A 25884-nucleotide genomic window follows, 5' to 3' on the forward strand; every position below is an offset into this window, starting at 1 on the left:
TGAAGGGTGAAGAAACGATGGGGCAGGGGCGGGGTTGGGAGGGCGCGGTCCTCAAGCTGATGCGCGCGAAGGACTTCGAGTTCACGGTGACGGACGCGGAGGACGTGACCCCGGAGTTCCGGCGGCTGCGGCTGACCGACGGCGGCATGCTGGCGGCGACCGGGGTGCATCCGACGATGTGGGTGCGGCTGTGGTTCGAGAACGCGGGCAAGCCGCACCAGCGGGGCTACACGCTGGTCGACCCGGACGCGGCGGCCGGCACCTTCAGCATGGAGTTCGCCCTGCACGAGGGGTGCGCGAGCGACTGGGCGCGGGCGGCGAAGCCGGGGGACACCATCGAGGCGACGGTCCAGGGAACCGGGTTCGACTTTCCGGAGCCCGCTCCCTCGCGCGTGTTCGCGGTCGCGGATCCGGCGTCGCTGCCCGCGCTGAACTCGCTGCTCGACGCGCTGGGGCCGGTGCCGGCGACGATCTGGTTCGAGGGGGACGCGGACGACGGGCTGCCCTTCCGTACCGATCCCGGGCGGCACGAGGTGCGTGCGGTGCCGCGCCGGGACGCGGGGGCGCATCTGGTGGCCCGGGTGAAGGAGGAGCTGCCGGAGCTGGTGCGGAGTGCCGGGGGCGAGCCGTACGTCTGGATCGCGTGCGACACGGCGACCACGCGTGCGCTGGCCTCGTACGCCCGTAAGGAGCTGGGGCTGCCCAAGCAGCGGGTGAACGCGCTGGGGTACTGGCGCGCGTCCTGAGCCGGTACGCGCGATCATCGGGGCATGGACGTCACACTGCACCTCGCCCAGGACCCCGAGGCCGACGAACTCCTCGGCCGCAGTCCCCTCGCCGCGCTCGTCGGCATGCTGCTCGACCAGCAAGTGCCGATGGAGTGGGCGTTCAAGGGGCCGTCGACCATCGCGCGGCGCATGGGGGCGGAGGACCTGGACGCGCACGACATCGCGGCGTACGACCCCGAGGGGTTCGCGGCGCTGCTCTCCGACAAGCCGGCCGTGCACCGGTACCCGGGATCGATGGCGGGGCGCATCCAGCAGCTGTGCCGGTACCTCGTGGAGACGTACGACGGTGACGCCGAGGGAGTCTGGCGGGGGGTCGAGACGGGGGCGGAGCTGCTGAAGCGGCTCCAGGCGCTGCCGGGGTTCGGCAAGCAGAAGGCGCAGATCTTCCTGGCACTGCTGGGCAAGCAGCTTGGCGTACGGCCCGAGGGGTGGCGGGAGGCGGCCGGCGCGTACGGGGAGGCGGACGCGTTTCGCTCCGTCGCGGACATCACGGGGCCGGAGTCGCTGACGAAGGTGCGGGCCCACAAGCAGGAGATGAAGGCGGCGGCCAAGGCGAAGGCCGCCGGCAAGTAGGGGTGGGCCGCCTGCGGCGGCCTGTGGCTGCTTCGGTGGGCGTGCGTGTAGCGCGGTGCGTTGCGGGTCGGGCTGCCGGCTGCCGCTTCCGCCTCAGCTGCGGGCAGTCGTGCCGCTGGGGCGGCACCCGTCGCACCCGGCAAGCGCCGGCCCGCGACACCCACCCCCGGCCCGCATTCACGCCGGGTGCCGTGTGGGCGGCGGACAGGTAGCCGTGTCAGTCCCGTGGACCGTCTCAAGTGGCGGGAGCGGCGGGGGCGTTCCCAGCATGGAGCATGACCGAGCCACCGAGTGGGCCTCCCGGAGGGACGCCGTACGACGATCGCGGGGTGCACGCGCGGCACGGTGCGCGCGGCACCGACGGCGGTCGGTCCGAGCCTGAGCCCGCGTTCGAGGGGCCCTTGCAGCTGCTGTCCCGCGCCGCATGGCGGACCGTGCTGTTCACCGGCATCGCCTCACTGGTCCTCGGTCTGCTCGTCCTCGTGTGGCCCAGCGCCTCGCTGCGCGTCGCCGGCGTGCTCTTCGGGCTCTACCTCGTCTTCAGCGGCGTCCTCCAGCTGGCCGCCGCCTTCGGCACGCACCGGACGACCTCGCTGCGGGTGCTGGCGTTCATCAGCGGCGCCGTGTCGATCCTGCTGGGGCTGTTCTGCTTCCGCGGCCCCCTCCAGTCCGTGCTGCTGCTCGCCCTGTGGATCGGCATCGGCTGGCTGTTCCGCGGCGTCACCCAGATCGTGGCCGCCGTGCACGACCCGGCGATGCCCGCGCGCGGCTGGCACGTCTTCCTCGGCGTCGTCACCGTGGTGGCCGGCATCGTCCTGATCGACTCGCCCGTCGAGTCGGCCTCCGTCCTCATGCTGGTCGGCGGCTGGTGGCTGGTCGTCGTCGGCCTCGTCGAGACCGTCACCTCGCTGCGGCTGCGCGGACGCGCGCGTCAGGCCCCGCACGAGCTGTGAACGGCGCCCGCGCCTACGCCGAGCGAGCGGTTCTCATACCCGACGCGATGGACCGCGTACGCCGGGCGGGGACACGAGTGACGTGAGCCCCGCACCGCACGCCGCCACCGCACGCGCCGGGCGCACCGCCTGGCTGCGGGTGCTCGTGCTGCTGCTCGCCCTGGCCGTGCCCTGCGCGCACGCCACGGCCGAGGCGGAGGCGGTGTCCACCGCGACGGTGGCCGCCGGGGCGGTGGGGGAGTACGACCAGGCCGACAGCGCGCTCCGCGCTCCCGTGCGCCGTGAGCGGCGGGCCGGGCCGGAGCGGCGCGTGGTCCGGCGGGCGGCACGCCGTGCGCGCCGCGCACCCTCTGTTCCCGCCGTGCCCGCGTCCCGCGCGCGCGGGAGGCGCTCCGTGGTTCTGCGCTGCTGACGGGACCGGGCTCCAGCAGCACGGAATCCCGTACACGGAGACAGGAGCAGTCATGCCCAACGACCCCTACGCCGTCCTGCGCGCCCTCCTGCGTGCCGAGGCCGCCCGCAGCACCCCCAAGTCCGGCCACGCGCCGCAGGCTCCGGCCGAACGGCCGCTCCCCACGCGGGAAGGGAGCCGCGGCTGAGGCGACGGACCGGGCGGTGGAGGCGGGTTCGGGACCGCCTCCACCGCCGGCGGCGCGCCCGCCTTCCCGATTGATCCCCTTTACGGCGTCATTTCCAGCGCCGCACTAGGGCGCCATGGCTGCGCCCGCAACGTCCGGGCCGGTAGGCTTTCCGTGTGATCTTCAAGCGCATCGGAAACGGCCGGCCGTACCCCGACCACGGCCGGGAAAGCACCCGGCAGTGGGCGGACGTCGCTCCGCGTCCGGTCCGCCTCGATCAGCTCGTGACGACCAAGGGCCAGCTCGATCTGGAAACCCTCCTCGCCGAGGACTCCACCTTCTACGGCGACCTCTTCGCGCACGTCGTGAAGTGGCAGGGCGACCTGTATCTGGAGGACGGTCTGCACCGCGCGGTGCGCGCCGCGCTCCAGCAGCGGCAGGTGCTGCACGCGCGGGTTCTCGAACTCGACTGACCCTTTCGGGTTGCCTTGCCGCGAACCGCGGAACGTCTACTGATCATCTAATAGGCATCGCCGTTCCGGCGCACTACGCTGCGCCCATGAGCATGCTGACTCCTCCCGGCATGGGTGGCCAGTACAAGATCACGGGGGACAAGTACCCCCGGATGCGCCCGGCCCGGCGACGCGGCAGGCTCGCGTTCCTCGGCGTCGCGTGCGTCACCGTCCTCGGCGTGCTCGGCTGGGGCACGCTCCAGCTCGTGGACGTCTTCACCGGCGGTGACAAGGCCTCGGCGGCCGGTGCCGCGGGGTGTGTCACCGCGTCCGCGAGGACGAGCGCGGCGCCCGCCGCGGCCAAGCTGCCGAAGCCCGGTCAGGTCACCGTCAACGTCCTCAACGCGACGACCCGCGGCGGGCTCGCGCAGAAGACCGCCGACGAGCTGAAGAAGCGCGGCTTCCGCATCGGCGACGTGAGCAACGCGCCCAAGGAGTACGACAAGAAGGTCGACGGCACGGGCCTCCTGCTCGGCCCGGCCGCCTCCCTGAAGAGCTCGCTCACCGTGCTCGGCACCCAGTTGGCCGGTGCCGAACCCCGCGTCGACGCGGCCCGCAAGGGCGCCGAGGTCGACCTGATCATCGGCAACGCCTTCAAGGGGCTGGCGAAACCGGCGGACGCCGACGCGGCGCTCACCCGGCTGAGCGCGCCGCAGCCGACGCCCACCGCGGAGAAGAAGAGCTGCTGAGCGGCGCTGGGGAGTGGCTGCCGGGCGGCCTTGCGGGGTAGTGCTCGGCCGCTCGGTCTCCGCGGGTGCTACTCGGCCGCTCCGTACATGCGGTCGCCCGCGTCGCCGAGGCCCGGGACGATGTAGCCCTGCTCGTTCAGGCGCTCGTCCACCGAGGCCGTCACCACGGTCACCGGGGTGCCGGCCAGCTCGCGCTCCATCAGCTCGACGCCCTCGGGGGCCGCGAGCAGCACCACGGCCGTCACGTCGTCGGCGCCGCGCTTGATCAGCTCACGGATCGACGCGACCAGGGTGCCGCCGGTGGCCAGCATCGGGTCCAGGACGTACACCTGGCGACCGGACAGGTCCTCCGGCATGCGGGTCGCGTAGGTGGAGGCCTGGAGCGTCTCCTCGTTGCGGATCATGCCGAGGAAGCCCACCTCCGCGGTCGGCAGCAGCCGGACCATGCCGTCGAGCATGCCGAGGCCGGCCCGCAGGATCGGCACCACCAGCGGGCGCGGGTGGGAGAGCTTGACGCCCGTGGTCTGCGAGACAGGCGTGCGGATGTCGACCTGTTCGGTGCGCACGTCGCGCGTGGCCTCGTAGGCGAGCAGGGTGACCAGCTCGTCGGCGAGACGGCGGAAGGTCGCGGAGTCGGTGCGCTGGTCGCGCAGCGTGGTGAGCTTGTGGGCGACCAGGGGGTGGTCGACGACGTGGAGACGCATGTCCCCCACAGTAACCGGGCCCCGTGGGGCCGTCGTCCCCGCGGCGGGCAAGCCACCGGACACCCGCGCCACTCATTCGCCGGAGTCAAACCGCCCGGGCGGGGGAAGGTGGGAGGGACGGAGACTGGGTGGTGAGACTGTGCCTGACCGGAACTTCCACGACATGCCGGCCCGCGGCGAGGAGCCCGGGGCCCGACGCGGTACGGAGACGGAGCGGGACCGGGGAGCCGAGCGGCGACGGCGCCGGGCCCAGTTCCTGCGCGACCTCGCGGAGGCCCGTGAGCTGCGGGACCGCGTGCAGCCGCGCCGCGTCAAGGTCGCCCGGCTGCGGCACGCGATGCGCATGCGCACCTTCCGCTGGTGACTTTCCGCCCCGGCCGGGGAAGATCGCGCGCCGCGCCGACGTTGGTCGGAACGGGCGTATGCGGGGAGTCGGAAGAATCCGCGTACGATCCGCACGTGGCGGCGGCAGGGCGGCTGCCCGGGTACGCAATTCCCGGGACGCCGGGCAAAACTGCCGGACACAGGGCTCCGAAGACGTCCCCTCAGCGCCTTGTTTCTGCCACGATTCCGAGTGGGTGGGCTCGGAGCACCGCTCCCCCGCCCACAGCCTCCGCCGGGGGGACCCCCAACCGGCACGCCTATGACCAGTGGGAGAGTCACGGTGTACTTCGCCGCACTGCTCGCGCGCACCGAAGACGGGTGGGAAGCGAGCGACACGGAGCTCGACGATGTGGAGACCCTGTCGGATCTGGCCGACCTGGCCCGGGAGGCCTCACCCGACGAGGACACGGTGCTCGTGCTGATCGAGCAGGAGGACGCGTGGTTCGGAGTCGTCCGGGTGGACGGCGAGGAGGACCCGCGCATCTACGTATCGGACGCCGCCGCGGCCGCCCGCAGCAGCTACGGCGAGATCCTGCTCACCGACGAGTTGCTCGGCCGGGACCCCGGTGACGACGACGACCTCGACGCCCTCGACCTCGACGGCACCGAGGACGGCGAGTCCGACGACGACGACGAGGACGGTGCCGAGGGCTCCGACGGTGCCGCCGGCGCCGGCGAGGCCGTGCCGCACGGCCCGGTCGGTGACCCGGAGGTCCTCGACGACCTCGGCGTGAGCGAGAAGGAACTGCGCTCGATGTCCGGGGACGCGGTCGGGGAGATCGCCGAGGCGCTGGGCGCCTCCGACGTGCTGGAGACCGTCCGCTGACCGGACCGGAGCAGGAGCACGACACGGACCCCGCCGTACCGCCCGACCCGGTGCGCGACCGGTGGCGGACCGCGATGCGGCTCGCCCTGGCCGAGGCCGGGCGGGCCGCGCGCGGCGGGGACGTCCCGGTCGGCGCCGTCCTGCTGGCGCCGGACGGCCGGACCGTCCTGGCGGCCGGGCACAACGAACGCGAGGCCACCGGCGACCCGACGGCCCACGCCGAGGTGCTCGCCGTCCGGCGGGCGGCCGCGGTACTCGGAGAGTGGCGGCTGGCCGGCTGCACGCTCGTCGTGACCCTGGAGCCGTGCACGATGTGCGCGGGCGCGCTGGTGCAGTCCCGCGTGGACCGCGTCGTCTACGGCGCGCGCGACGACAAGGCGGGGGCGGCCGGCTCCCTGTGGGACGTCGTGCGCGACCGCCGGCTCAACCACCGTCCCGAGGTGATCGAGGGCGTGCTCGCGGACGACTGCGCCCTGCTGCTCACGGACTTCTTCCGGGACCGCTGACGGCCCCGTGCCGGGCGTCCAGAACCGATTTCAGACCAGGCCGCACTCTGTTGTAAGGTCTCTCTCGGTAGCGTGTCCGAGCGGCCGAAGGAGCTCGCCTCGAAAGCGAGTGTGGCGCAAGTCACCGAGGGTTCAAATCCCTCCGCTACCGCTCTTGAAGGGCCCCGTCGAAAGACGGGGCCCTTCGTGCGATCATGTTCGACCGAAAGGCGTGCGTCGAAAGGGACAGGGGAGGCCGCGGTGGCGGTGAACTCGAAGAAGATCGCCGTCTACGTGCTCGTGGTCTTCGTGCTGTATGTGATCATCACCGATCCGGCGAAGGCCGCCGACTACGTCCAGATAGGTTTCCAGGGCATATCCGACGCGGCGGGCGCCGTGGGCGACTTCATGACCTGGGCCGCCAATGGAGGAGAGTGATGATCCGCCACCTCGTGCTGTTCAAGCTGAACGACGGCGTCGAGCGCGACGACCCGCGCGTCGTGAAGGGCGTCGAGGCCTTCCGGGCGCTCGGCGGCCGGATCGAGGAGCTGCGCTTCTGGGAGTGCGCCTGGAACATCAGCGACCGGCCCATCGCCTACGACTTCGCCATCAACTCGGCCGTGGACGACGCCGACGCCCTCACCCGCTACCTCGAACACCCGGCGCACCAGGCCGGCGTCGCGCTCTGGCGCGAGTTCGCCACCTGGGTGATCGCCGACTACGAGTTCTAGCGGTCCGAGTTCCACCACGGACGGGCTCCGGTACGGCCCGCGCGCTCCCCGGCCCCGCACCCACTCGGTGCGGGGCCGTTCCGCTTTCACTCAACACGGCACTATGCGGTGCTTGCACACAGTGGACATGTCTTGTGATGCTATGACCGCTTTTGACGGATGAGTTGACGGAAGAGCTGACTGATCACGAGGTGGAGTTGACCGTGCCGGCCAGTACTGCGCCTCAAGCACCGCCCGCACCACCCGCCCAGGCCTCGACCGAGGCCCAGCCCCAGGAACCGGAGGCACCCGCGCCGCCACGCAGCCGGGGCGCCGACACTCGCGCCCTGACCCAGGTGCTCTTCGGTGAACTCAAGGACCTCACCCCGGGCACGCCGGAGCACGACCGGGTGCGCGCGGCGCTCATCGAGGCCAACCTCCCGCTCGTGCGCTACGCCGCCGCCCGCTTCCGCTCCCGCAACGAGCCGATGGAGGACGTCGTCCAGGTCGGCACCATCGGGCTCATCAACGCCATCGACCGCTTCGACCCGGAGCGGGGCGTGCAGTTCCCGACCTTCGCGATGCCCACCGTCGTCGGCGAGATCAAGCGGTACTTCCGCGACAACGTCCGCACGGTGCACGTGCCGCGCCGGCTGCACGAGCTGTGGGTGCAGGTCAACAGCGCGACCGAGGACCTGACGACCTCCTTCGGGCGGTCCCCGACGACCGCCGAGATCGCCGAGCGGCTGCGCATCACCGAGGACGAGGTGCTGTCCTGCATCGAGGCGGGACGGTCGTACCACGCCACCTCGCTGGAGGCCGCCCAGGAGGGCGACGGGCTGCCCGGCCTGCTCGACCGGCTCGGCTACGAGGACCCGGCCCTCGACGGCGTCGAACACCGCGACCTCGTACGGCACCTGCTGGTCCAGCTCCCGGAGCGGGAGCAGCGGATCCTGCTGCTGCGCTACTACAGCAACCTCACCCAGTCGCAGATCAGCGCGGAACTCGGCGTCTCCCAGATGCACGTGTCGCGGCTACTGGCGCGTAGTTTCCAGCGATTGAGGTCCGCGAACCGGATCGACGCGTAACCTCGGAACCGACTCGGGACGCGGTCGAAAGCACGAGCGAGACGTCACCGGGGCGAGCGAATCGCTCACCAGGGCCGTTGCTCGCCAAATCGGGCTGAAAGGCCGTCAGACCCCCTGTTTCCAGGGGGTATTCGCGTCTCGGATGTCGACATGTCACTACAGCGCGTTGCCGACATGTGACATTCTTCCGGAGACGCGTTTGCCGGAGCCCCGGCTCCGGTATTCAGGTGAAGGCTGCGTTCCCGGCGTGGGAGCGTGTGCCGCGACCGTCCCGCGACCCAAAGGGGGTGGCATGTCCGCAGACCAGGGCAGCTCGAAGGTGCTCGCGCTCGCGGAGAGCGAGACCGCGCCCGACACGATCGAGGCGCTCGGCCCCGTCGATGACGTCCAGGCCATCGAAGCCGTTCCGACCCTCGACGCCGTGCCGGCCCAGACTCTCCCGGCCACGGAGGCCATCGACACCCGCACCCTGTCCCGCTCCCTGTTCCTGCGGCTCGCCGCCCTCGACGAGGACAGTCCGGAACGTGGCTACGTCCGGGACACCCTGATCGAGCTCAATCTCCCGCTGGTGCGCTACGCCGCCGCGCGCTTCCGCTCCCGCAACGAGCCGATGGAGGACATCGTCCAGGTCGGCACCATCGGCCTGATCAAGGCGATCGACCGCTTCGACTGCGAACGGGGCGTCGAGTTCCCGACGTTCGCGATGCCCACCGTCGTCGGTGAGATCAAGCGGTTCTTCCGCGACACCTCGTGGTCGGTGCGCGTCCCGCGCCGCCTCCAGGAGCTGCGGCTGGCGCTGACGAAGGCCAGCGACGAGCTGTCCCAGAAGCTGGACCGGTCCCCGACGGTCGCCGAGCTGGCCGCCGTGCTGGGCGTGTCCGAGGAGGACGTCGTCGACGGCCTCGCGGTCGGCAACGCCTACACCGCCTCCTCGCTGGACTCCCCCGCCCCTGAGGACGACGGCGGCGAGGGCTCGCTGGCGGACCGCCTGGGCTACGAGGACACGGCGCTGGAGGGTGTGGAGTACCGCGAGTCCCTCAAGCCGCTGCTGGCCAAGCTGCCGCCCCGGGAGCGCCGGATCATCATGCTGCGCTTCTTCGCCAACATGACCCAGTCGCAGATCGGCGAGGAGGTCGGCATCTCGCAGATGCACGTCTCCCGGCTGCTCACCCGGACCCTGTCGCAGCTGCGCGAGGGCCTCATCTCCGACTGAGCGCCGTCCCTGCGGCGCCTCGGCCAACGGCCCGGCGGTCACCGCGGCACCTCGGGGGTGCCACGGCGACCGCCGTCGCACGCCGGGGGTCGGTCCCGGGTGCCGGGCGTGGCCCTGCGGGGCGCGGGTGTGGTGCCGGGGTGCTTGTCCCGGCCGGGCGCGGGGGTGCCGACTGCCGCCGGGTGCGGGTGTTTGCGCCGGGGGCCTGTCCCCGCGGGGCGCGGGTGTGGTGCCGGGTGCTAGTCCCTGCCGGACGCGGGGGTCGCCGGGTGCCATTGCGGCCGGGTGCGGGTGTTGCGCCGGGGGCCTGTCCCTGCGGGGCGCGGGTGTGGTGCCGGGTGCTAGTCCCTGCCGGACGTGGGGGTTGCCGGGTGCGGTGCTGTGCCGGGTGCCTGTTGCGGCCGGGGTGCGGGTGCTGTGCCGGGCGCCTGTTCCCGACCCGGGCGCGGGTGCGCGTCCCACTCAGGGTGCGGGTGCTGTGCCGGGTGGGTGCCTGGGACCGGTTCCGGGGGTTGGCTGCCCCGCCCGGGTGCCGAGTGCCGGGCCGAGGGCGCCGCCGGTCGGCCGAGCCGCGGTGACACCCGGGCCACGGTCCGTCGGGCCACCAGGGTGCCGAGGCTTCCGTATGCCTATGCGCTCGGCCGAGAAGACACCGAGCCCATCCGGATGCCGGTCCGCCCGGCCACCCGGACGATGAGCCCGCCGGGCCATTAGGAGCCGACCCCTGGGCTGGACGGATGCCGAGCCCGCCGGGCCGCCGGGTGACCCGGTCAACCGGAGGCCGACCCGCTGGGACAAGGGGACACTGGACCAGCCCAGGTGCCGGCCCCAGGGCCACGGGACCGAGCCGTCCAGCCCGGTCCGCCGGACCACGGGCACGCCGAGCCGCCACCTGACGCCGGCCGCCAGGTCAAGGCGGCGCCGAGGCCACGGGCACGCCGAACCCCGTGCCCGTGCCCGTAGGGATACCTGCCCGCCCGAGGGCCGCCCCCGTGCCGTCTAGCCCAGCGCCAGCCAGGCCACCGCCGCGACGACGATCACGGCGGCGACGATGCCGACGATCAGGCCGATGCGGGGCCCGGAGGAGGCGGCGGGGGCCGCCTGGCGGGTCTGCGGGGCGTCGTCGACGAACGCGCGGAACATCTGGGTGCTGCCTGCGGGGTCGTTGGTGCCCTGGGGGCCCTGGTTGTTAGCCATGGGCCGAGACACTAGCGAATCCGCGGGTACCGCCCAAGTGCGGGGCTCCCGACCGGCCTTGTCCCGGCCCACAGGCCGCCACCTGCGTGTTTACTTTCGTAATACTTGCCTTTGCCAACTTTTTATGGCGCAACGACCGTTTTTGTTTGCCTGTAGCAACCAACGGAACTTATCGTTGCCCTAAGCAACGAATCGGGAGGTGCGCGCATGGCCGGGAAGGCGCAGTACGAGGAGCTGATCCGTCAGTTCAGTGCCTTCGGCGCCGTGAAACGCGAGATGGGCCGGCTGCTGCCGGCCGACTGCCCCGGCGGATCGGCGGCCGTGATGACGCTGCTCGGCCGGCACGGGGACATGCGCATGAGCAAGCTCGCCGAGCTGCTCGCCGTGGACATGTCGGTGACCAGCCGCCATGTCGCCCATGTCGCGGACCGGGGCTGGATCGAACGCTTCCCCGACCCCGCCGACAAGCGCTCGCGCATCCTGCGCCTGACGCCCGAGGGCCACGCCCAGCTCGACGACATCGCCGAGCGGACCACCCAGCTGCTCGCCCACCGGCTGAGCGACTGGTCCGACGACGAGGTCGGTCAGCTCTCCCGGCTCATGGCCCGCCTCAGGGCCAGCTTCGACGACTGCCGGGCCCCCGCGGTCCGGCCTCCCGCACTGTCCGGGGACGAACAGTCCACCCGTACACCCGCGATCACCACGTAAGCAAAGGAAGTCCATGGCAACGACCACACCAGCCGGTGTGCGGGCTCATGCCAAGCACGGGGGAGGCTCCACCGGAGACGCTCCGATGACGCACCGGCAGATCATGGAAGCGCTGTCCGGGCTGCTGCTCGGCATGTTCTGCGCCATTCTGTCCTCGACCATCGTCACCAACGCGCTGCCCGAGATCATCGGCGACCTCGGCGGCGGCCAGAGCGCCTACACCTGGGTCGTCACCGCCTCGCTGCTGACGATGACGGCCTCGACCCCCCTGTGGGGCAAGCTCGCCGACCAGATCAGCAAGAAGGCGCTGGTCCAGACGGCCCTCGTCGTCTTCGTCATAGGCTCCGTCATCGCCGGTCTGGCGCAGAACCCGGCGATGCTGATCACCGCCCGCGCCATCCAGGGCCTCGGCGGCGGCGGTCTCTCCGCCCTGGCGCAGATCATCATGGCCGCGATGATCGCCCCGCGTGAGCGCGGGCGCTACTCCGGCTACCTCGGCGCCACCTTCGCCGTCGCCACCGTCGGCGGCCCGCTGCTCGGCGGCGTCATCACCGACACCAGCTGGCTCGGCTGGCGCTGGTGCCTCTACGTCGGCGTGCCCTTCGCGATCATCGCGCTGATCGTGCTGCAGAAGACGCTGCACCTGCCGGTGAACAAGCGGAAGGTCAAGGTCGACTGGACCGGCGCCTTCTTCATCACCGCGGCCGTCTGCCTGCTGCTCGTCTGGGTCACCTTCGCCGACGACAAGTACTCCTGGGCCTCCTGGCAGACGGCTGCCATGGTCGGCGGCGCCGTCCTGCTGACCCTGATCTTCCTCTTCGTCGAGTCCAGGGCCAGCGAGCCGATCATCCCGCTGCGCCTGTTCAAGAACCGCACCATCACGCTGGCCTCGCTGGCCTCGCTGTTCGTCGGTATCGCGATGTTCGCGGGCACCGTCTACTTCAGCCAGTACTTCCAGCTGGCGCGGGACAAGTCCCCGACGATGTCCGGGCTCATGACGATCCCGATGATCGGCGGCCTGTTCGTCTCGTCCACGGTCTCCGGCATCGTCATCACCAAGACCGGCAAGTGGAAGCGGTGGCTGCTGGCCGGCGGCGTGCTGCTCACGGCGGGCCTGGGCCTGCTCAGCACCATGCGCTACGACACCCCGTACTGGCACATCGCGATCTTCATGGCGCTGATGGGTCTCGGCGTCGGCATGATGATGCAGAACCTGGTGCTCTGCACGCAGAACCAGGTGGCCCCGAGCGACCTGGGCGCGGCCTCCTCCACGGTGACCTTCTTCCGGTCCCTGGGCGGCGCGGTGGGCGTCTCGGTGCTCGGCTCCGTGATGTCCAGCCGGATCAGCCACTACGCCTCCGACACCATCGGGCAGCTCAGCCCGCAGGAGCAGGCGGCGGCCGCCAAGGCCTCCGGCAGCGGCGCCATCCCCGACATGGACATGCTGCCCCACGGCATCCGCGAGTGGCTGGAGAGCGCCTACGGGCACGGCATCGCCGACATCTTCCTGTACGTCGCCCCGATCGCCCTGATCGGCTTCCTGGTGACCCTGTTCATCAAGGAGGTCCCGCTGCGCACCTCGGGCGCCCTCGCCCAGGCCGCGGAGGCCGCCGCCGAGGCCACCCCGCCCACCGCGGGCGCCCCCGCCGAGGCCACCCGGATCGCCGGCGAGCCGGTTCCGGCCGCCGCGATGGCGGCCGTGGCGGCTCCCGCCGCACCGTCGGCCGTCTCGGACACCCAGGTCGCCGCGAGCGCGGCCACCCAGCGGCTCGGTGCCGTCGCCACGGCGGCCGGCTCCGGTGAGCCGACGGCCTCCGTCGCCGGCGGCATCGCGGTCCGCGGCTTCGTCCGCGGCGCCGAGTCCGCCCCGGTCCCGCAGGCCGCCGTCACGCTGATCTCGCTGGCGGGCCGGCAGCTGGGCCGGTCGGTCGCCCAGGCCGACGGCTCCTACGTGCTGGACGCGCCGAGCGCGGGATCGTACGTCCTGATCGCCTCCGCCGACGGTTTCCAGCCGCAGGCCTCCACGATCGTCGTCAACGACGAGCCGGTCGCCTTCGACATCCTGCTCAGCGGGACCAGCGGTCTGACCGGTCTGGTCCGGGCGCTGGAGAACGGGCTGCCGGTCAAGGACGCCATGGTGATCGTGACCGATGTGCGCGGCGACCTGCTGGCCAGCGCCGCCACCGGTGAGCAGGGCGAGTTCTCCTTCGCCGAGTTGGTGCCGGGCACGGTGACCGTCGCGGTCAACGCCGTCGGCTACCGGCCGCGCGCCCTGCCCATCGAGGTCGGCGGCACCGGGGTCACCCGGGTCGAGGTCGACCTCCAGGCCGGCGCCCGGGTCCAGGGCGTCGTCAAGGCGCCGCACGGCGCGCTGGCCGACGCCCGCGTCACCCTGGTCGACGCGGCGGGCAACGTGGTCGGCACGGCCACCACCGGCGCGGACGGGGCGTACGCCTTCACCGACCTGGACGCCGGTGAGTACACCGTCATCGCGACCGGCTACCCGCCGGTGGCGACGGCCCTGACGGTCGCCGGCCCGGGTGCCGACGGCCACGACATCGAACTCGCCCACCCCGGCGAGTAGCGAGACCCCGGCCCGTGGTGGCGTGCGCGCTCTGAGCGGAGGTGCGCCCGCCCACCACGGGCCGGCTTCTTTACGACCACTTTCTGAGCCTTTGCAGGGAGAAAACGGGATGGGACTGACCGCGAGGATCCGAACGCGGGACGGATGGGCCGTGTCGCACGCGGTCGTCACGGTGACCGACATGACCGGCACCCAGGTGCTGCGCGCCGAGGCGGACACCGAGGGCACCGTGCGGAACGCCACCCCGCTCGCGCCGGGGGCGTACACCGTCATCGTCACGGCCGTCGGGTACGCGCCCGCCGCGTCCAGCGCGATCGTCACCGCGAGCGGCCGGGCCGAGGTCGGCACGGTGACGCTGGCCCGGCACGGCGGCACCGAGCTGCCGCCGCCGGGACCGTGGACGGTCGACCCGGCGCACTCCGCCGTCTCCGCCGTCGCCCAGCACCTCGGCATCTCCAGCGTGCGGGGCCGCTTCACCGACTTCGCCGCCCTCGTGGAGATCGCCCCGGACGACGTCGCCAAGTCCCGGGTCGAGGCGGTGATCCGGGCCGCCTCCATCGACACCGGCAACGGCATGCGCGACACCCACCTGCGCTCGCCGGACTTCCTGGACGTCGAGCGGTTCCCGGAGATCACCTACCGCTCCACCGGGGTGTCCGAGGCCGGCCCCGACCGCTGGACCGTCCACGGCGAGCTGGGGCTGCACGGCGTGGTCCGCCCGGTCGACCTGGACCTGGCCTACCTCGGCACCGGAGCGGACCCGTGGGGCGGCACCCGGGCGGCGTTCCGCGCGACGACCGAGCTGCGCCGCGAGGACTTCGCGATGAACTACAACCAGGTCGTCCAGGCCGGCATCGCCGCCATCGGGACGACCCTCAGGGTCGAACTGGACATCCAGGCGGTCCAGGGGGAGTCACTGCCGGCCGTCTGAGCCGTCGCGGGGCGCCCGGGCCACCAGTTCGGCGCAGAGATCCCGGAGCTTGACGTTCCGGTTCTGCGAGGCCCGGCGCAGCCGCTCCATGGCCTGGTGGGCGTCCACCCGCTCCCCGGCCATGACCATGCCGACCGCCTGGTCGATGACGCTCCGGGAGAGCAGGGCGGTACGCACGTCGGCGGCCGACGCCTGCTCCCGTTCGATGCGCAGGGCCTCGTTCACGGCCGCCGCCGTCCGCTCCACGAAGGCGCGGGCGGCGTCCCGTCCGTCGGCGAGGGCGTCCGGTTCGAGGCCGTAGAGGTTGAGCGCGGCGTCCGGCTCGCCGTCGACGGGCAGCGGCAGCGCCAGCACGCAGCGCACGCCGGCGCCCAGCGCGTACTCGGTGTACGCGGGCCAGCGGGTCTCCGTCGCCAGGTCGGCCGCGTACTGCGGGGTCTGCGTGTCGGCGGCGTCCACACAAGGGCCCGAGCCGTTCTCGTACTGGCGCAGGTCCAGGCCGCTGGGCAGACCGGTGCTGCCCGCCAGGGTCATCAGCCGGTCGGACCGGCGCACGGTGATGGAGCAGGCGGCGGCGCCGGCCACCTCCGCGACCGCGCGGTCGGTCACGTCACGCAGCAGGGTGTCGAGACCCTGGCTGCGCGCCAGCGCCCGGTCGAGGGTGTCGGGGGTCTGCGAGGTCATGCCCCTACGTCTGTCCCGTCACCGCTCGTTGACTCCTCGGCCGCCCGAACCCGTGTTCGCGTCGACGATGCGCCGGGCCAGATCGCGCAGTTTCACGTTCTCCCGCTGGGACGCCTTGACCAGGGACTCGAAGGCGCCGGCCGCGTCGATGTCCAGGCGCTCCATGAGGATGCCGGTGGCCTGGCCGATCAGGTCCCGGGTGCGCATCGCCTCGGTGAGCTGCTCGCGCACCGTCGCCGAGTCCAGGGCGAGCGAGACATGGGCGGTGAACAGCCGTCCGACGCGGGTGGCGTCCTCGTCGAAGGCCTGCGGTTTACGCGCGTACGCCGTCAGCACGGTCAGGCGGCGCCGGTCGGCGCGCAGCCGCAGCGAGAGTGCCGAGCGCAGGCCGAGGCCGGACAGGGCGTTGTGGGCGCCGTCGGCCTCGCTGTCGGCGGTCCGCACCACGGGCGTGGTCCACAGGCGCTCCCAGTCCGGGTGCGGGGTGTGGGCGCCGCCGTGGCGGGGCTCGGCGGCGAACCGTACGGTCTCGTCGGTCCAGGCGAGGGTGCGCAGCCGGCCGCTGCGCTGGATCTCCGCGATGCCCGCGTGCTCCGCGTCGGGGAGCAGGCGCACGGCCAGCTCGACGGCGGCGTTCATGGTGTCGTCGGGGGTGGCCGTGCCGTGCAGGTGGCGTGCGACCGCCGTCAGGGACTCGGCCAGCTCGAAGCCCACCGGAAAACGCGGCAAATCAGGAAATTCGGACGCAGCCACCACGAACCTCTTCGGCATGCCCGGCCAAACGGCCGTGCGCAGGAGAGCTCCGCAGCACATTCCCGACTGCGAGCACAGGACGAACAGCACTTTAGCTGCTTGGTTGCGTGCCGGTGACGCCCGGCCGAAGGAGCGGGAGGCCGCCTTCCGTACCGCCCGGCCGCGTGGTGGAATGGACAGCGGGTCAGGAAGCGGCCCGGCCGGATGCCGGACGGACGTCTGTCAGGTGAGTGCTGTGACCTTCCTCCCCCAACCCTGCGGGCGGCGCGAGCCGTGTGACCCACCCGGCTGCGCGGTGCTCGACATGCCCGGAGAGATCGACTTCTGCAACGCCTCGGGGCTGCTGCCGCTGATCATGGCCGCCGTGGACCAGCGGTCCGCCGGCTTCCGCCTCCTCGTCCTGGACCTGTCCGCGACCCGTTTCATGGACTCCCAGGGCGTCCGCCTCCTCACCGCGGTACGCCACCGCCTCCCCGCCGAAGCCCGCCTGCGGGTGGTGGCCGTGCCGAAGACCGTACCGAGCCGCGTCCTGGAACTCTCCGGCCTGCGCCGCGACGTCCCGGTGCACGACAACCTCGCGGAGGCGTTGCGCGCGGGGGCTTAGGGCCTGCGCGACGGCGCCCCGGCCGGCGGGACGGCGGGCCCCTCGCCGGGGCGTGGCGGCCTAGGCTGGTCGTATGGCACCGAACATCGCGACGAACACCCGTGTCTCCCTCGCCGAGTTGCTGGACTTCGTCCGCCCCCGGCACCGGGCGATCCTGCTCACCCGGCGGGGCGACGGCGGCCCCCAGGCGTCGCCGCTGACCTGCGGGGTCGACGACTCCGGCCGGATCGTCGTCTCCACCTACCCGGAGCGGGCCAAGACCCGCAACGCGCGCCGCGACCCGCGGGTCGGTCTCGTCGTGCTCAGCGACGAGTGGAACGGCCCCTGGGTGCAGATCGACGGCACGGCGGAGGTCATCGACTCGCCCGACTCCGTGGAGCCGTTGGTGGAGTACTTCCGCAACATCTCCGGCGAGCACCCCGACTGGGACGAGTACCGGGAGGCCATGGTCCGGCAGGGCAAGTCGATCGTCCGGGTGACGCCGGAGCGGTGGGGGCCGGTGGCGACGGGCGGCTTCCCGGCGCGGCTTGCGGCGGACGACTGAGAGTGCCCGGGCGCCACGGCTGACGCGGGGTCAGCCGCGTTCGACCATCGCGTCGATGCCCGCGACCAGCAGGTCGAGCGCGAACTCGAAGTCCCGGTCGAGCATCTCCGCGACGGTGCCGCCGCCGCGGGCCGCCATGATCTCCTGGGCCTCCCCGACGACGTCCGCGGAGTCCGGCACCTCGGTCGCCGCGTCCATCGAGTCCCGGAAGTACTCGTCCGGGCTCCGGCCGTGGTCCGCCGCCCGGGCGAGGAAGCGGCCCTCGACGGTGCCGTAGCCGTTGACGAACTGGAAGACGGCGGAGATGGCCCCCGTCAGCCGGTGCTCGGGCAGGCCGCTGCCGCGCATGACGGTCTGCACGGCCCGGGAGAACGCCAGCGAGTGCGGCCCGATGTTGAGGTACGTGCCCAGCAGCGGGGCCAGCCACGGGTGGCGCACCAGCAGCGCGCGGTTCTCCCTGGCCAGCGTGCGCAACTGCGCGCGCCAGTCCCGGCCGGCCTCCGGGTCGGGGTGGCGCAGCTCGCCGAAGACCGCGTCCAGGGCGAGTTCGAGCAGCTCGTCCTTGGTGTCGACGTACCAGTAGACGGACATCGCGGTGACGTTCAGCTCGGCGGCCAGGCGGCGCATGGAGAAGCCGGCCAGTCCCTCGGCGTCCAGCAGCCGGACCGTGGCCGCGGTGATGCGCTCCCGGTCCAGCCCCGACGGCTGCCCGCCGCGCCGCCCGCCGCGGCGCTCCGCGTCCGCCATCCAGACACTGGCCCGGGGCCCCTGCCGCCCTGCCTTCGCCATGCGCGTCTTCTCCTCGACTCGTCGAACGCCGGTCAGCCGCACGCCCCATGAGGGGCGCGGGGAACGGCGCGACCAGCCACGACGGGCCGGCAGCCGCACGACTACCCTGCCACCCCGCCCCTCAGGCGGCCAGCTTCTCCGCCCGCCGCAGCAGCACCGCCGCCACCACCCCACCGAGCAGCACGGCCACCGCCCCCACCAACTGACTGCTCTCGAGGCCGGAGGAGAACGCGCCGGTCACCCGCTCCCGCTCCGCCTCGCCCTGAGCCGCGGCCAGAGCGCCCGGCAACGACGTCGCCGCGACGGGCACCAGCGCCGCGAACCGCGAGTTCAGCACCGCCCCCAGCACGGCCACCCCCAGCCCGTTGCCGAACTCCGCCAACGTACCGTTCACCCCCGCGCCGACCCCGGCCTTGGCCGGCGGAATCGCGCTCATCAGGGCGTGTGCCATGGCCGGGTTGCCGAGCGCGCACCCCACGCCGATCAGCAGCAGCCCCAGCAGCGTGCCGGCGTAGCCCTGCCCGGCCAGGGTGGCGATGCACACCAGGCCCGCCGACATCAGCACCATGCTCAGCAGCACGGCCACCGGCGTGCCCAGCCGGGCCAGCCACTTCGCCGCCACGCCGGAGAAGTTGAGCAGCACCACCGTCAGGGCGAGCGGCGCCGTCCGCAGCCCCGCCTCCAACGGGCCGTAGCCGAGCACGAACTGGAGGTGCTGGGTCAGCAGGAACAGGGCGCCGCCCATCCCGAAGGTGATCAGCACCAGACCGGCCACCGCGCCGGTGAACCGCAGGTCGCGGAAGAACTGGAGGTCGAGCATCGGATACGGGACCCGGCTCTCCCAGTACGCGAAGAGACCGAGCACCCCCACCGCGAGGGCGGCCGTGGCCAGGACTCTCCCCGACGACCAGCCGTGCTCGGGGCCGGAGATGATCGCGTAGACGAGCGCGGCCATCCCGATCGTGGAGAGGACGGCGCCGAGCAGATCCGGGCGGTCGCCCCGCCGGTCCTTCGACTCGGGGACCAGGGTCACGACCGCGACCAGACCGAGGGCGACGACCGGCAGGTTGATCAGGAAGATCGCGCCCCACCAGAAGTGGTCGAGCACGAACCCGCCGATCAGCGGACCGCAGGCGAAGCCGAGCGCGCTGACCGCGCTCCAGATGCCGATGGCCTTCGCGTGCTCGGCGGGTGCGAAGATCTGCATGACCACGGCGAGCGTGGTCGTCAGCAGCATGGCGCCGCCGACGCCCATCCCGGCCCGTGCCGCGATCAGCTGACCGGTGGTCTCCGCGAGCCCCGCGGCCAGCGAGCCCAGGCCGAACAGGGCGAGGCCGGTCGCGAGCATCTTCTTGCGGCCGTAGCGGTCGGCGGCGCTGCCCGCGGTGAGCAGCAGGCCGGACTGGACCAGCGAGTAGGCGTTGATCATCCACTGGATGTCGGAGGTGGACGCGCCCAGTTCGCCGGTGAGCGAGGGGATGGCCACGTTGAGCACGGTGTTGTCCAGGACCACCGTGAGCTGGGCGAGGCTGATGACACCGAGGATCAGCCAGCGCTGCGGGTGGCCCTGGACCGTGGGGGCGGCCTTCTGTTCCTGGGAGGACGTCGTCATGTTGTACAGCGTATAGGTCTCCCATACGCTGTACAACACGATGGTCTCAGCTCGTCGGCCGGGTGAGGTCGTAGAACGTGGCCGAACCGGCCGTGACCTCCTTGAAGTTGGCCTCGACCCAGGAGGTGATCTGCGACGCGGTGCCGGAGTCGCCTCCCATGCCGCCTCCCATGCCGCCGCCGCCGATGAAGTAGTGGATCCTGCCGTCGGCCACGTACTTCTTGAACTGGGCCAGCGTCGGTGACGGGTCCGTGCCGTTGAAGCCGCCGATCGCCATCACCGGGTCGCCGGTGCTGAGCTGGTAGCTCGCGGCGTTCTGGGAGCCGATCGCGGCGGCCGCCCAGGTGTAGTCCCCGGCGTCCGTCTCCAGGAGCTTCTTGGCCTCGGAGTCGACCTGGGCGCCGTTGAGCAGCCCGCCCGCGCCGCCGCCCGTCCCGCCGGCGCCCGTGCGGCCGCCCTCGCCGGTCCGGCCGTTCGGTGCCGTCTGACCGTTCGGGGCCTGGCCGCCCGGCATCTGGCCGTTCTGGCCCGGCGCGCCGCCCGGGAAGCCACCGTTGCCGGTACCGCCCTGGCCCTGGCCTTGCCCCTGGCCCTGGCCTTGCCCCTGGCCCTGACCTTGGCCGGGCATGGTTCCCCCGCCGGGGAAGTCGCCGCCGCCCGGGAAGCCGCCGCGGCCGCCGCCCGGGCCGCCCATCATGCTCGCGCCGGACGGACCGGCCGTGACGATGGAGCCGCTGTGCCCCTCCCGCACGGTGCTCAGCGTGTACGCCGTCGGCGCCGCCAGCGACGCCGCGAGGCCCAGCCCGGCGACCGCGAGGACGATCCGGCGCCCCAGCCGCCCGGCGAAGACGAGCCCGAGCGCGGCGACCAGGCCGCCGACCAGGACCAGCCACTTCAGCCACGGCAGGTAGTCAGGCGTGCGGTTGAGCAGCACGTATCCCCACGCCGCGGTCGCCGTGACCGCTGCCGCGAGGGCGAGCGAGGCCCAGATCCGCTCCCGCCGCTCCCACAGCGCCGCGGCGCCCATGCCGACCACGGCCGCCAGGTAGGGCGCGAGGGCCACCGTGTAGTACTGGTGGAAGATGCCGGCCATGTAGCTGAAGACGGCCGTGGTCATCAGCAGCGAACCGCCCCAGACCAGGAGGGACCCGCGTGCGGTGTCCGTGCGGCCCGCGCGGCGCGTGGCGACCAGGCCCGCGACGAGCAGGATCAGGGCGGCCGGCAGCAGCCAGGAGATCTGGCCGCCGATCTCGGAGTTGAACATCCGGTCCCAGCCGGTCTCGCCCCACATCCCGCCGCCCGCGCCACCGGGACCCCCACCGCCGCCGACGCTGCCGGTCTCCTCGCCGTTGAGCCGCCCGAGGCCGTTGTAGCCGAAGGTCAGCTCCAGGAAGCTGTTGTTCTGCGAGCCGCCGACATAGGGGCGGGACGACGCGGGCCACAGCTCCACGACCGCGACCCACCAGCCGCCGGAGACGACGATCGCGAGGGCCGCCAGCGCGAGCTGCCCGAGCCGCCTGCGCAGCCGCACCGGCGCGCAGACGCCGTAGACGAGGGCGAGCGCGGGCAGGATCAGGAAGGCCTGGAGGGTCTTCGCCAGGAACGCGAAGCCGATCGCGGCCCCCGCCCACACCAGCCACTTGGTCCGGCCGTCCTCCAGCGCCCGTACGACGAGGTAGCAGGCGACGGACATCAGCAGCGCCAGCAGCGCGTCCGGGTTGTTGAAGCGGAACATCAGCGCGGCGACCGGCGTGAGCGCCAGCACCGCACCGGCGATCAGGCCGGCCGCGGGGCTGAACCGGCGGCGCACGGCCGCGTACACGACGGCGACCGTCCCGACGCCCATCAGCACCTCGGGGACGAGGATCGACCAGGAGGAGAGCCCGAAGATCCGCACCGCCAGCGCCATCGGCCACAGGGCGGCCGGGGGCTTGTCGACGGTGATGGCGTTGCCCGCGTCGAGCGAGCCGAAGAAGAACGCCTTCCAGGACTCGCTGCCCGCCTGCACGGCCGCCGAGTAGAAGGAGTTGGCGTAGCCCGAGGCGCTCAGGTTCCAGAGGTAGAGCAGCGTGGTGGCCAGCAGCAGGCCGAGGAAGGCCGGGCGGACCCAGCGGGGGTCCTCGGGGCGGCCCCGCCACAGTCCGTGCACCCGGGAGTGGCGGGTACCGCGGTGCGCGGACGGTGCGCGGGACGGCGGCTCCCCGCCCTCGGCGCCTGGGGTCCGGGTGTCCCCCGCGGGCGCGGGCCGTTCGTAGTGCGTCGTCATCGTCCGTCCCTCGGGTCGGTGTCGGCGGCGGGGTGGACCGGCTGGAGGCGCGCGGTCGCGTCGCTCCAGACCAGGTACTGATCAGGAACCCCGGGCTCCGGTACATGGCCGGCGTCGGTGGCCGGCGTCTCCGGGAACACCCAGGCGCGGAAGAGCAGGAAGCGCAGGACGGTGGCCGCGAGGTTGGCCGCGATCAGCACCGCCAGCTCGGTGGAGTGGTCCGGGTCGGTCGTCGCCGCGCTCAGGGCGGCGAGCGAGCCGCTGGTCAGCGCGAGGCCGATGCCGAAGACGACCAGCCCCTGCGCCTGGTGCCGCACGGCACCGCCCCGGCCCCGCACCCCGAAGGTCAGCCGCCGGTTGGCGGCGGTGTTGGCGACCGCCGAGACCAGCAGGGCGAGCGCGTTGGCGACCTGGGAGCCGGCGAAGTGGCGAAAGCCGCTGTAGAGGAGCAGGTAGAAGAGGGTGGACAGGACGCCCACGACGCAGAACCCGACGAGCTGCCGGGCCAGCCCCTGCGGTACGCCCGTCAGCTCACGGTCGCGCGGGTCGTCGCCGAAGGGCCGGGCCAGCCGGTCCAGCGGCAGCGATCCGGTGGCCAGCGCCCTGCCGACCCGCCACACGCCCTTGAGGTCGTCGGTCGCGGTCCGGACGATGTGCACGGTGGAGTGGGGGTCGTCGACCCAGTCGACCGGCACCTCGTGTATCCGGCACCCGGCACGCTCGGCGAGCACCAGCATCTCGGTGTCGAAGAACCAGCCGGTGTCCTCCACCAGCGGCAGCAGCACCTGGGCGACGTCCCGGCGGATCGCCTTGAAGCCGCACTGGGCGTCGGAGAAGCGGGCCTGGAGGGAGCCGCGCAGGATGAGGTTGTAGGTGCGGGAGATGAACTCCCGCTTGGCGCCGCGCACCACCCGCGAGCTGCGGGCGAGCCGTGAGCCGATCGCGAGGTCGGAGTGCCCGGAGATCAGCGGCGCCACCAGGGGCAGCAGCGCGTTGAGGTCGGTGGAGAGGTCCACGTCCATGTAGGCGAGGACCGGGGCGTCCGAGGCGGACCAGACGGTGCGCAGGGCCCGTCCCCGGCCCTTCTGCTCGAGCCGTACGGACCTGACCTCCACGAGGTCCGCCGCCAGCCGGGCCGCGACGTGCGCGGTGGCGTCGGTGGAGGCGTTGTCCGCGACGGTGATGCGGAAGGCGTAGGGGAACGTCCGGGTGAGGTGCTCGTGCAGCCGCAGGACGCACGGCCGCAGGTCCTTCTCCTCGTTGTAGACGGGGACCACTACGTCCAGGACAGGCGTACCGGCTCCTGTGGCCGGGAGATGCTCCCGCGCCGGCAGGGAGCCGGGAGAAGAGTCGGTTCGCATGGGACCGACTCTTCTCAACTCCCCTGTCGCACCCGTGTGGTGAGGCTGTGCCGCGCCTGTGAGTGCGCCCCCGTGTCCGGCCGGTCGTGAACGGCGGGCAGACGCACGGTGAAGACCGTCCGCCCCGGCACGCTCGCGACCGTCACACCGCCGCCGTGCGCGGTCGTCACGGCGTGCACGATGGCGAGCCCGAGCCCCGTCGAGCCGGTGGCCCGGGAGCGCGCGGAGTCGCCCCGCGCGAACCGTTCGAAGACGTGCGGCAACAACTCCGCCGGGATCCCGGGCCCGTTGTCCTCGACGTCCACGCACAGCCACCCGCCGCTCGCCCGCACCCGCGCGGTGACGGTGGTGCCGGGCGGGGTGTGGTTGCGGGCGTTGCCCAGCAGGTTGACCAGCACCTGCTGGAGACGGGCGGCGTCCGCCGGGACCGGTGCCGGTTCCTCGGGCAGGTCGAGCCGCCAGTTGTGGCCGAGCCCGGCCGCGCGGGCGTCGCTGACGGAGTCCACGACCAGCGGTACGAGGTCGGTCCACTCGAACCGCAACGGCCGCCCGGCGTCCAGGCGGGCGAGCAGCAGCAGATCCTCGACCAGGAGGGTCATCCGCCCGGCCTCGGACTCGATGCGGCCGAGGGCGTGCCGGGTGTCGGGGCCGACCTCTTCGCGTCCCCTGCGGGTGAGTTCGGCGTACCCGCGGATGGAGGACAGCGGGGTGCGCAGCTCGTGGCTGGCGTCCGCGACGAACTGCCGTACCCGCGTCTCGCTCTCCTGCCGTGCGTGCAGCGCCCCGTGCACGTGGTCGAGCATCCGGTTGAGGGCGGACCCGACCCGGCCGACCTCGGTGTGCGGGTCGCACTCGGACTCCGGGACGCGTTCGTCGAGGTTCACCTCGCCCGCGTGCAGGGGGAGTTCGGAGACCCGGCCGGCGGTGGCGGCGACCCGGCGCAGGGGGCGGGTGGCGACGCCGACGATGACGGTCCCGGCGAGGGAGGCGGCGATGAGACCGGCGGCGGTGACGCTGGCCTCCACCAGGATCAGGGTGTTGACGGTGCTGGTCACCTCGGAGGTCGGAACGGCGGCGTAGTAGCCGTCCTTGTACTCCACGCGGTAGTCGCCGAGGTCGCCGATCTCGACGGTGTGCCGGCCGCCGTCGCGGGGAACGGACGCCAGCGCGGCGCGCTCCGCCTCGGTGAGGGCGACCGGGCTGGTGCCGCTGAAGTTGGTGCTGTCCTCGTCCTTCTCGCCGTACTTGGCGTCGACGACGGCACCGTCCCGGACCTCGGCGACGATCGTGTCGCGAGGCTGCGGTCCGCGGGTGACGAACTCGTCGAGGTCCATCCGCTGCGGCACCCCGCCGCCCGGCCGGCCGTCGCCGGGCGGCCCGAACCCGGACACCCGCATCGCGACCTCGTCCACCTGCTTGTCCAGCTGCTCGTACAGATGGGAGCGCAGCGCCACCGTCGTCACGGTCCCGATCACCGCGCAGACCACGGCGATCAGCGCCACCGACGCGACGACGAGCCGGGTGCGCAGGGTCCGCGGCCGCGGTCGTCGCCGTCGGGTCATGAGGAGGCGGGCTTGATCAGGTAACCGGCTCCGCGCCGGGTGTGGATCATCGGCTCGCGTCCGGCGTCGATCTTCCGCCGCAGGTACGAGATGTACAGCTCGACGACGTTGGCCTGACCGCCGAAGTCGTACGACCACACGCGGTCCAGGATCTGCGCCTTGCTCAGCACGCGCCGCGGGTTGCGCATCAGGAACCGCAGCAGCTCGAACTCGGTGGCGGTGAGGTGGATGCCGTCGCCGCCCCGGGTGACCTCGTGGCTGTCCTCGTCCAGCGTGAGGTCGCCGACGACGAGGACGGACTCGGAACGCCGGTCGGCGGCGCCCGAGCGCCGGATCAGGCCGCGCAGCCGGGCGACGACCTCCTCCAGGCTGAACGGCTTGGTGACGTAGTCGTCCCCGCCCGCGGTCAGCCCGGCGATACGGTCCTCGACCGCGTCCTTGGCGGTCAGGAACAGCACCGGCACGTCCGGCAGGTCGCGGCGCAGCCGCCCCAGCACGCTCAGGCCGTCCATGTCGGGCAGCATCATGTCCAGCACGACGGCGTCGGGCCGGAAGTCCCGCGCGGACTGGACGGCGCCGTGGCCGTCCCCGGCGCTGCGGATCTGCCAGCCCTCGTAGCGCAGGGCCATGGAGAGCAGCTCGGTGATGGACTGCTCGTCGTCCACCACAAGCACCCGGACGGGGCTCCCGTCCGGCCTCAGCAGTTCGGTGCGCCCCTGGGGCGAGGTCGTGGTCATACCGGAGACGATGGCGGGACGCCCTGAGAACGCCCTTGCCCCAAGCTGT

The 25884-nt window shown here is 72.7% G+C and carries 29 protein-coding genes and 1 tRNA gene; 20 read left to right on the forward strand and 10 right to left on the reverse strand.

All coding sequences use genetic code 11. The features are described 5' to 3' along the window. Nucleotides 1–17 precede the first annotated feature (17 nt). From ACZ67M_RS20570 to ACZ67M_RS20600, 7 genes are all read left to right on the forward strand, one after another. On the forward strand, nucleotides 18–746 hold the full coding sequence (locus ACZ67M_RS20570; protein WP_392011003.1) for a siderophore-interacting protein: 729 nt from the start codon (nucleotides 18–20) through the stop codon (nucleotides 744–746). A 24-nt stretch (nucleotides 747–770) separates the two neighbouring features. Beyond that, complete coding sequence (locus tag ACZ67M_RS20575; RefSeq protein ID WP_392237101.1) at nucleotides 771–1361, forward strand: HhH-GPD-type base excision DNA repair protein; 591 nt, start codon at nucleotides 771–773, stop codon at nucleotides 1359–1361. 275 nt (nucleotides 1362–1636) lie between these two features. Further along, nucleotides 1637–2314: an HdeD family acid-resistance protein gene (locus ACZ67M_RS20580; protein WP_469852108.1), complete on the forward strand. Its 678-nt coding sequence runs from the start codon at nucleotides 1637–1639 to the stop codon at nucleotides 2312–2314. 82 nt (nucleotides 2315–2396) lie between these two features. Continuing rightward, nucleotides 2397–2726 (forward strand): hypothetical protein, encoded by a 330-nt coding sequence (locus ACZ67M_RS20585; RefSeq protein ID WP_469852110.1) that lies wholly within the window; start codon nucleotides 2397–2399, stop codon nucleotides 2724–2726. A gap of 52 nt (nucleotides 2727–2778) precedes the next feature. After that, nucleotides 2779–2913 (forward strand): hypothetical protein, encoded by a 135-nt coding sequence (locus ACZ67M_RS20590; protein WP_260474341.1) that lies wholly within the window; start codon nucleotides 2779–2781, stop codon nucleotides 2911–2913. 155 nt (nucleotides 2914–3068) lie between these two features. Beyond that, a complete protein-coding gene (locus tag ACZ67M_RS20595; RefSeq protein ID WP_003999914.1) occupies nucleotides 3069–3365 on the forward strand; it encodes a type II toxin-antitoxin system VapB family antitoxin in 297 nt (98 codons plus the stop codon). Nucleotides 3366–3475: 110 nt separating this feature from the next. Continuing rightward, a complete protein-coding gene (locus ACZ67M_RS20600; protein WP_361357190.1) occupies nucleotides 3476–4093 on the forward strand; it encodes a LytR C-terminal domain-containing protein in 618 nt (205 codons plus the stop codon). 68 nt (nucleotides 4094–4161) lie between these two features. Here ACZ67M_RS20600 and upp read toward each other — a convergent pair whose 3' ends face one another. After that, entirely contained in the window at nucleotides 4162–4797 is a 636-nt protein-coding gene (gene upp, locus ACZ67M_RS20605; protein ID WP_031036926.1) for a uracil phosphoribosyltransferase, read from the reverse strand. 139 nt (nucleotides 4798–4936) lie between these two features. Here upp and ACZ67M_RS20610 point away from each other — a divergent pair, with 139 nt between their 5' ends. The 8 genes from ACZ67M_RS20610 to ACZ67M_RS20645 all read left to right on the forward strand — a co-directional run bounded on the left by ACZ67M_RS20610 (nucleotide 4937) and on the right by ACZ67M_RS20645 (nucleotide 9503). Continuing rightward, nucleotides 4937–5161 (forward strand): DUF4461 domain-containing protein, encoded by a 225-nt coding sequence (locus tag ACZ67M_RS20610; protein ID WP_161329154.1) that lies wholly within the window; start codon nucleotides 4937–4939, stop codon nucleotides 5159–5161. A gap of 300 nt (nucleotides 5162–5461) precedes the next feature. After that, entirely contained in the window at nucleotides 5462–6007 is a 546-nt protein-coding gene (locus ACZ67M_RS20615; RefSeq protein WP_469852588.1) for a tRNA adenosine deaminase-associated protein, read from the forward strand. Nucleotides 6008–6081: 74 nt separating this feature from the next. Then, on the forward strand, nucleotides 6082–6513 hold the full coding sequence (gene tadA / locus ACZ67M_RS20620; RefSeq protein WP_122616895.1) for a tRNA adenosine(34) deaminase TadA: 432 nt from the start codon (nucleotides 6082–6084) through the stop codon (nucleotides 6511–6513). A 66-nt stretch (nucleotides 6514–6579) separates the two neighbouring features. Further along, nucleotides 6580–6664 (forward strand) — tRNA-Ser (locus ACZ67M_RS20625). An 89-nt stretch (nucleotides 6665–6753) separates the two neighbouring features. Further along, nucleotides 6754–6930 carry a hypothetical protein gene (locus ACZ67M_RS20630; protein WP_052836888.1) on the forward strand — a complete coding sequence of 59 codons (177 nt, stop codon included), beginning with the start codon at nucleotides 6754–6756 and terminating at the stop codon, nucleotides 6928–6930. After that, entirely contained in the window at nucleotides 6930–7223 is a 294-nt protein-coding gene (locus ACZ67M_RS20635; RefSeq protein ID WP_161329153.1) for a Dabb family protein, read from the forward strand. The genes ACZ67M_RS20630 and ACZ67M_RS20635 overlap by 1 nt, the downstream gene beginning before the upstream one ends. 203 nt (nucleotides 7224–7426) lie before the next feature. Continuing rightward, entirely contained in the window at nucleotides 7427–8290 is an 864-nt protein-coding gene (locus ACZ67M_RS20640; protein WP_382814231.1) for an RNA polymerase sigma factor SigF, read from the forward strand. A 292-nt stretch (nucleotides 8291–8582) separates the two neighbouring features. After that, nucleotides 8583–9503, forward strand: a complete 921-nt coding sequence (locus ACZ67M_RS20645; RefSeq protein ID WP_361356538.1) for an RNA polymerase sigma factor SigF — start codon at nucleotides 8583–8585, stop codon at nucleotides 9501–9503. Between the two features lie 999 nt (nucleotides 9504–10502). Here ACZ67M_RS20645 and ACZ67M_RS20650 read toward each other — a convergent pair. After that, entirely contained in the window at nucleotides 10503–10700 is a 198-nt protein-coding gene (locus ACZ67M_RS20650) for a hypothetical protein (RefSeq protein WP_361356539.1), read from the reverse strand. Nucleotides 10701–10907: 207 nt separating this feature from the next. On the opposite strand from ACZ67M_RS20650, the gene ACZ67M_RS20655 reads away from it, so the two are divergent. From ACZ67M_RS20655 to ACZ67M_RS20665, 3 genes are all read left to right on the forward strand, one after another. Continuing rightward, the gene (locus ACZ67M_RS20655; RefSeq protein ID WP_064728712.1) at nucleotides 10908–11408 is read left to right on the forward strand and encodes a MarR family winged helix-turn-helix transcriptional regulator; all 501 of its coding nucleotides are present in this window, start codon (nucleotides 10908–10910) and stop codon (nucleotides 11406–11408) included. An 85-nt stretch (nucleotides 11409–11493) separates the two neighbouring features. Continuing rightward, nucleotides 11494–13992, forward strand: a complete 2499-nt coding sequence (locus ACZ67M_RS20660; RefSeq protein WP_467320432.1) for an MFS transporter — start codon at nucleotides 11494–11496, stop codon at nucleotides 13990–13992. 109 nt (nucleotides 13993–14101) lie between these two features. After that, nucleotides 14102–14923: a YceI family protein gene (locus ACZ67M_RS20665; protein ID WP_125493766.1), complete on the forward strand. Its 822-nt coding sequence runs from the start codon at nucleotides 14102–14104 to the stop codon at nucleotides 14921–14923. On the opposite strand, the gene ACZ67M_RS20670 is transcribed toward ACZ67M_RS20665, so the two are convergent. Together ACZ67M_RS20670 and ACZ67M_RS20675 are read right to left on the reverse strand one after the other, a co-directional pair. Then, a complete protein-coding gene (locus ACZ67M_RS20670; protein WP_385800557.1) occupies nucleotides 14906–15607 on the reverse strand; it encodes an ANTAR domain-containing protein in 702 nt (233 codons plus the stop codon). The genes ACZ67M_RS20665 and ACZ67M_RS20670 overlap by 18 nt on opposite strands. 18 nt (nucleotides 15608–15625) lie before the next feature. After that, nucleotides 15626–16378, reverse strand: a complete 753-nt coding sequence (locus ACZ67M_RS20675) for an ANTAR domain-containing protein (RefSeq protein WP_392237107.1) — start codon at nucleotides 16376–16378, stop codon at nucleotides 15626–15628. 217 nt (nucleotides 16379–16595) lie between these two features. Between ACZ67M_RS20675 and ACZ67M_RS20680 the strand changes: the two genes are divergently transcribed. Both ACZ67M_RS20680 and ACZ67M_RS20685 read left to right on the forward strand, forming a co-directional pair. Then, nucleotides 16596–16964 (forward strand): STAS domain-containing protein, encoded by a 369-nt coding sequence (locus ACZ67M_RS20680; protein WP_469852113.1) that lies wholly within the window; start codon nucleotides 16596–16598, stop codon nucleotides 16962–16964. 73 nt (nucleotides 16965–17037) lie between these two features. Next, on the forward strand, nucleotides 17038–17508 hold the full coding sequence (locus tag ACZ67M_RS20685) for a PPOX class F420-dependent oxidoreductase (RefSeq protein WP_125493770.1): 471 nt from the start codon (nucleotides 17038–17040) through the stop codon (nucleotides 17506–17508). A 30-nt stretch (nucleotides 17509–17538) separates the two neighbouring features. On the opposite strand, the gene ACZ67M_RS20690 is transcribed toward ACZ67M_RS20685, so the two are convergent. The 6 genes from ACZ67M_RS20690 to ACZ67M_RS20715 all read right to left on the reverse strand — a co-directional run bounded on the left by ACZ67M_RS20690 (nucleotide 17539) and on the right by ACZ67M_RS20715 (nucleotide 25835). Further along, nucleotides 17539–18297, reverse strand: coding sequence for a TetR/AcrR family transcriptional regulator (locus ACZ67M_RS20690; RefSeq protein ID WP_361356550.1), 759 nt, complete (start codon nucleotides 18295–18297; stop codon nucleotides 17539–17541). Nucleotides 18298–18418: 121 nt separating this feature from the next. After that, nucleotides 18419–19909 (reverse strand): MFS transporter, encoded by a 1491-nt coding sequence (locus ACZ67M_RS20695; protein WP_469852114.1) that lies wholly within the window; start codon nucleotides 19907–19909, stop codon nucleotides 18419–18421. 46 nt (nucleotides 19910–19955) lie between these two features. After that, nucleotides 19956–22175, reverse strand: coding sequence for an ArnT family glycosyltransferase (locus tag ACZ67M_RS20700; RefSeq protein WP_469852116.1), 2220 nt, complete (start codon nucleotides 22173–22175; stop codon nucleotides 19956–19958). Then, entirely contained in the window at nucleotides 22172–23536 is a 1365-nt protein-coding gene (locus tag ACZ67M_RS20705; RefSeq protein WP_392011026.1) for a bifunctional glycosyltransferase family 2/GtrA family protein, read from the reverse strand. The genes ACZ67M_RS20700 and ACZ67M_RS20705 overlap by 4 nt, the downstream gene beginning before the upstream one ends. A 14-nt stretch (nucleotides 23537–23550) precedes the next feature. Further along, nucleotides 23551–25098, reverse strand: a complete 1548-nt coding sequence (locus ACZ67M_RS20710) for a sensor histidine kinase (RefSeq protein WP_469852117.1) — start codon at nucleotides 25096–25098, stop codon at nucleotides 23551–23553. Then, nucleotides 25095–25835, reverse strand: coding sequence for a response regulator transcription factor (locus tag ACZ67M_RS20715; RefSeq protein ID WP_125494991.1), 741 nt, complete (start codon nucleotides 25833–25835; stop codon nucleotides 25095–25097). The genes ACZ67M_RS20710 and ACZ67M_RS20715 overlap by 4 nt, the downstream gene beginning before the upstream one ends. Nucleotides 25836–25884 lie beyond the last annotated feature (49 nt).

Source organism: Streptomyces sp. NPDC107500, from assembly GCF_055582785.1.